Consider the following 996-nt stretch of genomic DNA (forward strand, 5'->3'; position numbering starts at 1 on the left):
ACTTGGAGGGATGTTCCTGGGTCGAATGGCTTACCTGATGCTGAAAGGCTGAGGGGACAAGAGCATGCCAGCTAACCCGGCGGCCGGGTCCAGTGGTCAGGGACGGTGCGCTGGGGGGACCCGCGTGATATGGCGAAAGCTGGATTGCTTGAACCCTAATCTCCAGTCGATGCAAGTTCTCATCTGCCGGAAAGACCTCTGAAACCGGTGCCGTGCTCTGCGTCGGAATCGAAGTGTTGGCTGACGCAACCTCCGGAGTGCGGGGCGACGCCCAGCGAGGGTGTTCAAGGAGATGAGTGGGGCGCCTACGTCACGCTGCTACGTACGACAGAGACGAACGCGGGATCGCCTGTGGGACGCGAGTCCTATGGCGACGGAGGCCTCGTAGTAGTCGCCGGAGTCACGACCGGCCAGGGAGGGCGGGAAAGCCGTCCACAGGGCGAAGGGGGCCAGGTGATTGGACACCACCAGGTCGGGAGGTATGCGTAATGCAGAGCGCCGCAACGGTGCTGGGTGTCCTGCGTGAGCGCGGCAGGCGTGGCCTGCCGCTTGATAAACTGTATCGACAACTGTTCAACCCGCAGTTGTATCTGCTGGCCTACGGGCGTATCTACGCCAATCACGGTGCGATGACGCCCGGGGTCACGCAGGAGACGGTGGATGGGATGTCCCAGGCGAAGATCGGTCGCATCATCGATGCGATGCGTCACGAGCGCTACCGGTTTCGCCCGGTGCGGCGGGTGCACATCCCGAAGAAGAACGGGAAGACCCGCCCTCTGGGGCTGCCCACCTGGTCGGACAAGCTCGTCGGTGAAGTGGTCCGCCTGCTGTTGGAGGCGTACTACGAGCCGACGTTCTCCGACCGGTCCCACGGGTTCCGGCCACGGCGAGGCTGTCACACCGCGTTGCGGGAGATCGCCAACACCTGGACCGGAACTGCCTGGTTCATCGAGGGAGACATCGCCGACTGTTTCGGGTCCCTTGATCACGAACTGA

1 protein-coding gene is annotated in these 996 nt (G+C 63.3%); it reads left to right on the forward strand.

All coding sequences use genetic code 11. From position 1 onward, the window contains the following. Positions 1 to 488: 488 nt before the first annotated feature. Positions 489 to 996: reverse transcriptase domain-containing protein (locus KJS59_RS30635; protein ID WP_249715197.1), on the forward strand; the 508-nt coding region annotated here is incomplete at its 3' end.

Origin of the sequence: Rhizomonospora bruguierae (assembly GCF_018397995.1) — a bacterium.
Lineage (GTDB): Bacteria > Actinomycetota > Actinomycetes > Mycobacteriales > Micromonosporaceae > Rhizomonospora > Rhizomonospora bruguierae.